We start from the raw sequence: 6,558 nt of genomic DNA on the forward strand, positions 1-6,558 counted from the left end.
ATTGCCGGTCAGATGTTTGATAACGAATATGACTTGGCCATGACCGTCATTGACGGCATGGAAGCGCGTAGTAAAGCTGGAAATTATCAGCTAGAACGTTTTATGTTTAAATGCGCCTAGCTACTTATCGGCAAAATCCGATTGACTCAAACTCCGTGGATTAATCATTCCTGGCATATTCCCCTCTACTTAACCGTTCGGGGACTGACCACGTCCACGATTCCCTACGGTAGCCGGATCTTTCAAATCGACTTTGATTTCATTGATCATGAGCTGCTGATTCAAACCAGCGAAGGGGCAAGACGGGCGATCGCCCTCCATCCTCGCTCCGTCGCTGACTTCTACCAGAACGTGATGGAAACGCTTAGAGCACTCGATCTTCATATCACCATTAACACCAAACCGAACGAAGTTCCCGATCCGATTCGATTTGAGCAGGATGAAACCCATGCTGCCTATGATGCGGACTATGCCAATCGATTCTGGCGAGTGCTGCTACAGTGCGATCGCGTCTTTCGAGAATTTCGCTCCCATTTTTCCGGCAAGGTCAGCCCCGTTCATTTTTTCTGGGGAAGTTTTGATTTAGCGGTGACTCGCTTTTCGGGGCGATCGGCTCCAGAGCATCCGGGAGGGGTGCCGCATTTGCCGGATACTGTAGCAAAGGAAGCCTATTCTCAGGAAGTCAGTAGTGCCGGATTCTGGCCCGGAGCCGGATTATCATACCCAGCGTTTTTTTCCTATGCTTACCCAGAACCCGATGGGTTTAAGCAGGCGGCAATCCGTCCCGATGCTGCATTTTACAGTAAAGAGTTGGGCGAGTTTATCTTACCCTATGATGCTGTCCGCGAGTCAGAATCACCGGATCAGACGTTGTTAGAGTTCTTGCAAAGCACCTACGAAGCTGGTGCCAGGTTAGGCAACTGGAATCAAGAGGAACTTAAGCAATTGACGTTCAAAATTTAACCTTTGAATTCAGATAGAGGAGTGAAAAGCCCCTCGCCTTTGCCGACTATCGCTCGGTGCTAGAGCCGGAGTAACGGCGGTTTTGCCCACATCCGAGTCACACAAACCGATACCTCGTAGGGGCATTGCAGTGCAATGCCCCTACAAACTTGGGGTATACAGATATGAAGGCCTAAAGTTGCCCTCACCCTAGAGACAAGAGTTCCAGCTCGGGGATGAGGGCAAATTATCTATCGATTCAGCAACGCCTAAAAAACTATCCCTGCTAGCGTTTATGCTCAGGATTTTTGAAGTCTGTCTTACAGCCTGCATCCCAAACGTCAGGTTGGTTTCCGTGAGCAGGAATACCTCCATTATCTTTGAGGAGTCTGGCCATATGCATACAGTTCCAAGCTAAAAAGGTGGTATTGCGATTGGTAAATTCGTTCTCCGGCCCTCCAGACTCTGGATCTAAATAGGAAGGCCCAGGGCCTACTTCGCCTAGCCAGCCTGCATCTGCTTGGGGAGGGATCGTATAGCCAATATGCGATAGGGAAAACAAAATATTCATAGCGCAATGTTTAACACCATCTTCATTCCCGGTGATGAGGGTTGCTCCAACCTTCCCATAATCTCTGTACTGACCTTTTTCATTCAAAAGATGAGTATATCCATACATTCGCTCTAAAACTCGATTACAAACAGAGCTTTTTTCACCCAACCATACTGAAGTACACAGCACTAAGATGTCAGTGGCATCAATTTCTTTCTGGATCTGGGGCCATTCGTCTGTCTGCCACTCATCGGTTTGTGACATATCTAACCCTAGCCCAGCCGCTATCTCATAATCTACCGGGCGAATGACTTGAGTGGTTACCCCATTGGCCTCGAAAATAGCCTTGGCAATATCGATAACTCCTTGTGTATGGGATAACACTGGCGTTCTATTGAGTGTGCAGTTTAAAAAAAGTGCTTTTAAGTCACTATACTGTGCAGGGGCATTTTGGCACTGACGATCCGTGATTGTTTTGAGCTGTTGTGACATGGCTTCGGGTTCTATATAAAACGATGGCTTTGTTGCATGAAGAGTTGCTGCGGAAGGGTAGGGAGATGGTAGGTTTCAGTTACCACACAAAACTGACGCCATGAAACCTCAGTACCACATCCGCAACTGGTCGGAGTATAAGGTTGTACTGAAGTAGAGGAGAAGCTTGACTTTCTGGATCGAGGAGTCCGTGCTGGAGACATGGATTGCTGAGAATCTCAGTGGTAAACCTGCCTGAATGCAAATACGCAAGAGGTATACAAGTTGCCTCTAAGCAGAAGAACGACACGTCATAACGCCTTCCTTCGGGCCACTGGCATTGGGATTGCTTCCCATTGCTCGAACGGCGATCGTGGGTTCACAGCCAGGATAGCAGCGGATTAGAACGGTGTCTTCGGTTCTGGTTACATTCAGTACGTAAACAGGTCTGCCTCCTAAAACAGCCTGAACAAGGTCAGGGGGAAGAGCAGCAGTTGCAACAAGCGTTGACTGGTTTAGAGAAGCTACAGACGTTTTAGATAGGGCAGGTTTTGCTCCAAAAGATTGTAAACAAACCAGTACCAACGCTGTAATTGTAACTAATAAGACAGAGACTTTAGAGGATCGCTTGAACATGGTTGGTATTTCACCCTTTCTATTTGTGGAGTTAAACACGTATGTGCTCCTTATTGATTGAAAAAGCTTTAAAGGTAGGTTAGGTGAACCGCAGGGTCAAAACTGATGCCGCTGGTGCCGCTGTGACCACCTCACTTTTTCTTGAGAGTTTTGCGCCATCGTGTTTTCCCAATCAAGTTCAGGAATTGCAAGTTTGATTACGTCTTGCTCAAGCACTCAAGCCGCTATCCATTCTGAGGCTCGCGCCCGTAACAAAAGCGGCTTCAGGACTGGCGAGATAAGAGACCATGCCAGCCACCTCGTTGTCCTGCACATCGCGTCCGAGAGCGGCGGCGACATGGTTTGGCGAATAATCTGCTGCGCCGTGCAGTTCGATACACTTGCCCGTCCAAGCTTCGGTCATCGCTTGGGCAACGGCACGTGCGATAGCGGCGGCGCAAACCACCAGAATCTTGCGCTCAAGCGGCATGTAGAAACTACTCAGACATGCGCCGAGTTATTTATTATTTCTGCTGAAGAAAGTTCAGCAATGCGGGATTGACCTGATCGGCGTGAGTCCAGTTGATGGCGTGCGGCCCGCCAGGAATCACTACAAGCTCACTGTTTTTAATTAACTTTGGCAGTCTTGCTGCGGTGGACTCCAGCGGTAAAATGCGATCGGCATCGCCATGGATAATCAGGGTTGGCACGTCAATGCGGGGCAGATCATCACGGAAATCGGTGAGCCAGGACGGCACGCAATCCAAAGTCCCTTTAGCAGAAGCCCCTGCTGCCACATTCCAGCTTGCCTGAATCGCCTCATTGCTGATGCGATCGCCCAGCAGCACATCCACATTAAAGAATTCCCTGAAAAATGCAGAAAAGTAGGCTGGACGGTCTTCAACGATCGCTTTCATAATGCCATCGAAAACGCTTTGATCAACGCCTTCGGGGTTATCGTCGGTCTTCAGCAAAAAGGGCGGTACGGGAGCCATCAGCACGGCTTTCTGCACCCGCTCTGAGCCATATTTGCCGAGATAGCGCGTAACTTCACCTGTTCCCATCGAGAAGCCGACCAGCACCGTGTCCTGCAAGTCAAGTTTGGTCATCAGCACATTCAAATCTGCTGCAAAGGTATCGTAGTCATAGCCAAACGACGGCTGGCTAGAAGCACCAAACCCTCGGCGATCGTAGGTAATCACTCGATATCCAGCATCCAGCAGCACTAAAACCTGCTTCTCCCAGGAATGTCCGTTGAGGGGAAATCCATGAATGAGGACAATTGGTTGACCTGTCCCAAGATCTTCGTAGTAAAGATCAATGGTTGCAGAATTTTCTTGGCCGACAGTAACGTAAGGCATTGTAATCTCCTGTGAATACTGCTTCAGAGTCTTGTTCTTGTCTGGATTTAACTTAAATGTAATGAGTTCCAAGGTTCGGTTTCTTTCAGATTCTTATGGTGTTGGTGAATCTGCTTAAGGGCTTGCCAGTGAATCGCTTGAAGTGTCTGACCTGACTACCTGACAGAAGTGGGTGAAAGGGTTGAAACCTCGTGGAGGGAGGAGGAAAAGGTGAGCTGTTTCATACCATTGTCTTTGTGGTGATGTTCACCAGCATTCTCTTCTTGCTATATTGCGGCCTGACTAATCCACTCACTCCATGGACAGCGATCGCCTTTGGACTCAGTAGCATTAAGGTGGTGATCTACGCTGGCAACGGCTTTCGCTGCCCCTTGAGAACTTGGGCTGAAAACCTTACCCCCGCAGGGCAAGCCATTCAAGACATCTATCTACCGCCCTGGCTCTCGGCTCGTGTAGTAGCCATTTCTACCCCGCTGCTAGGAGTCGCCTGCCTGCTCTTGCTGGGGCGACTGCTAACGAGGCGAGACAGTCTCACGAGACAACGAGACAACCCCGCCCCAAGGCAAATAGCATGGACAGACTTGTCTCTCTTCTACTATGTCCTTCCCCATCCCTGGCGATGCCATTGAGCAAAGCCTAGACCTCAGCAGCACCTGATTCACGGCCCCGCCGCCACCTTCTTCATGCGGGTGGAGAAGGATATAGCGGCTGCCCAGGAGATGCAGCCGGGGGATTTGCTGGTGGTCGATCGCTCTTAAACAGCCCAGGATGGTTCTCTGGTCGTGGCGGCGATTGCGGGTACTCTCTAAGTCCTCAGACTTCAGCAGTACCACAGCAAGCTAGTACCTGCTACAGGCTGGACACCAGAGCAAACGCCAGATATAGAGGTTTAGGGCGTAGTGACCGCCCTGATCCGTAAGGTTTAAGCCATCAAAAACTCCGCTGTCGCCCGTGGTTAAGAGCGCCGTTGTTGTTCTTAAGAGCATAAAGCGGCTAGTTGGCGCAGTCGTATAAGCCGTGTCGGCAGGTAGAGGATAAACATATCCGACTATGTTAACTTTTGATAAGTAGAATCATATTTGAGCTGTCGTTTCAGCGCAGGCTTTTTCTTGCTGCGGTTAACACTGAACAAATGCTCTCGCAAAATAGGCGATCGCCATCACGAGTGAATGTTCAACGCTGATGGCTAATTGTCGATTGATTTCGAATGTTGTAATTCTTATTAACCCTTGGTACCCCTCTCCAACTTTTTTCGTGCGGCGGCGGCTAGTCATCGCATCTTTCTATGGACACTGGTTTATCCCAATCTTTGGGTTGCAGCGGCGATCGCCTCGCTAGTTCCGTTTGTGCAATATACCTTAAACCTCGCTTTTGACTGGGCACCAGTACTGCTTATTTTTGCTACAGCGCTCATTCCTTACAATGTTGATCGCATTGCCGATAGCTATTTTCAAGAAATTCCTGATCCTCAAGCTCAAGACTACTTTCGTCGGGGCTGGGGCTGGGGCATTTTGTCGCTGGCTATTATCGCTACGGTTATGCTGCTGTATCGCGCTAATCAGCAGGTTGTCATGGTCAGTTTAGTGGGCTTGATTCCCTTCATCTATGGATTGCCGATCCTGCCCTGGCGTGAGAGCGATCGCTGGCAATGGTTTCGTCTCAAGGACATACCTGCAACTAAAGCTTGGATTGTGACCAGCGTTATTACCTATGCCGTCATTGCTGTACCTCTAGCCTATGCAGAGCAACCTTTCACGTTGCCGGCCGGTATCACCAGCCTATTTTTGCTGATTTTTGTAGGTACTAATTCCCACTTATTTGACGTACGCGATCTCCAGTCAGATAAAAAAGCCGGGGTACAAACACTGCCAGGATTGGTTGGGGTTACTGGCAACCGTCGTATTTGGTTTGTGCTGAACGGTTTGGCCCTCGCCGCCGTTGCTTGGGGATGGATCCAATCGCTACAGGTGCCAGAACCCGCGATCGCGCTTCCCTGCATTGCCGTTAACTTAATCGCGCTGAGCTTAGTCAAACCGACGACACCTCGAAGCGTATACAGCATTCTCATTGATGGGTACTTGTTTCTGCCGGGTGTAATTTTAGGAGTATCTAGATAGTCGATTAGAGGGTTTTGACCCTTTGAATGCTGTCTTAAGCTGTTCACCTTAACCAGCGAGACAGTCTCACAGGACCGTTTTGAAATGCTGCCCGACTCAGACGCTGTGCTGGCCAGCCTTGATGTGGGAGAAGTATGGGGCATTGGCCGCCACCTCAAAGCCAAGCTTAAGACAATGGGTATTCGTCAAGTTTGGGGCGGTGGGTCTCAAGCCTATTTGGGCCATACGGTCAGAGTATTTCTCCCAGTGCTCCACGACCCATTGGGGAGAGCTGCCGACGGCGAAGAAAATGGGCTTATACAAAACAGCAAGTTAATTTCACGCACAAAAATGAGCCAGAACAGAATGCTTCCAGCTCATTAAAGAATGATGGTAATTGCTCAACTAGGTTGACGGGTAGCGGCGAATAAGAGAGGGTGGTAAACTTTTGCCATGCAAGACCTGCCGCCGTTAGAAGGCCTCAGTTCTGGGGAGAAAGACGCTCTGATACGAGAGCTGT

At 49.5% G+C, this 6,558-nt stretch carries 6 protein-coding genes and 2 pseudogenes; 5 read left to right on the forward strand and 3 right to left on the reverse strand.

Annotated elements, in window-relative coordinates; translation table 11 throughout:
• Positions 1-126: 126 nt before the first annotated feature.
• The gene (locus tag IQ273_RS28815; RefSeq protein ID WP_194026555.1) at positions 127-963 is read left to right on the forward strand and encodes a DUF5996 family protein; all 837 of its coding nucleotides are present in this window, start codon (positions 127-129) and stop codon (positions 961-963) included.
• A 265-nt stretch (positions 964-1,228) separates the two neighbouring features.
• Here the strand turns inward: IQ273_RS28815 and IQ273_RS28820 are convergent, their stop codons facing one another.
• The 3 genes and pseudogenes from IQ273_RS28820 to IQ273_RS28830 form a co-directional block, all read right to left on the reverse strand.
• Positions 1,229-1,987: a flavodoxin family protein gene (locus IQ273_RS28820; protein ID WP_194026551.1), complete on the reverse strand. Its 759-nt coding sequence runs from the start codon at positions 1,985-1,987 to the stop codon at positions 1,229-1,231.
• An 823-nt stretch (positions 1,988-2,810) separates the two neighbouring features.
• Positions 2,811-2,942, reverse strand: a pseudogene (locus tag IQ273_RS36110) (SDR family oxidoreductase); the annotation flags it as partial.
• A gap of 163 nt (positions 2,943-3,105) precedes the next feature.
• Positions 3,106-3,942, reverse strand: a complete 837-nt coding sequence (locus IQ273_RS28830; protein WP_194026556.1) for an alpha/beta fold hydrolase — start codon at positions 3,940-3,942, stop codon at positions 3,106-3,108.
• 191 nt (positions 3,943-4,133) lie between these two features.
• On the opposite strand from IQ273_RS28830, the gene IQ273_RS28835 reads away from it, so the two are divergent.
• The 4 genes and pseudogenes from IQ273_RS28835 to IQ273_RS28845 all read left to right on the forward strand — a co-directional run bounded on the left by IQ273_RS28835 (position 4,134) and on the right by IQ273_RS28845 (position 6,375).
• Positions 4,134-4,571: a hypothetical protein gene (locus tag IQ273_RS28835; RefSeq protein ID WP_194026552.1), complete on the forward strand. Its 438-nt coding sequence runs from the start codon at positions 4,134-4,136 to the stop codon at positions 4,569-4,571.
• Between the two features lie 600 nt (positions 4,572-5,171).
• Entirely contained in the window at positions 5,172-6,059 is an 888-nt protein-coding gene (locus tag IQ273_RS28840; RefSeq protein ID WP_194026553.1) for a UbiA family prenyltransferase, read from the forward strand.
• Between the two features lie 84 nt (positions 6,060-6,143).
• A pseudogene (locus IQ273_RS34110) lies at positions 6,144-6,230 on the forward strand (hypothetical protein); the annotation flags it as partial.
• Between the two features lie 28 nt (positions 6,231-6,258).
• Entirely contained in the window at positions 6,259-6,375 is a 117-nt protein-coding gene (locus IQ273_RS28845) for a DUF4113 domain-containing protein (RefSeq protein WP_313898286.1), read from the forward strand.
• Positions 6,376-6,558: the final 183 nt, after the last annotated feature.

The organism is Nodosilinea sp. LEGE 07298 (assembly GCF_015207265.1).
In the GTDB taxonomy this organism is placed as follows: Bacteria; Cyanobacteriota; Cyanobacteriia; order Phormidesmidales; family Phormidesmidaceae; genus Nodosilinea.

What these genes read in the sequence shown, in the direction of transcription:
- IQ273_RS28820 (WP_194026551.1), bottom strand. Translation starts at nt 1,987, where the DNA reads ATGTCACAACAGCTCAAAACAATCACGGATCGTCAGTGCCAAAATGCC.
- IQ273_RS28830 (WP_194026556.1), bottom strand. Translation starts at nt 3,942, where the DNA reads ATGCCTTACGTTACTGTCGGCCAAGAAAATTCTGCAACCATTGATCTT.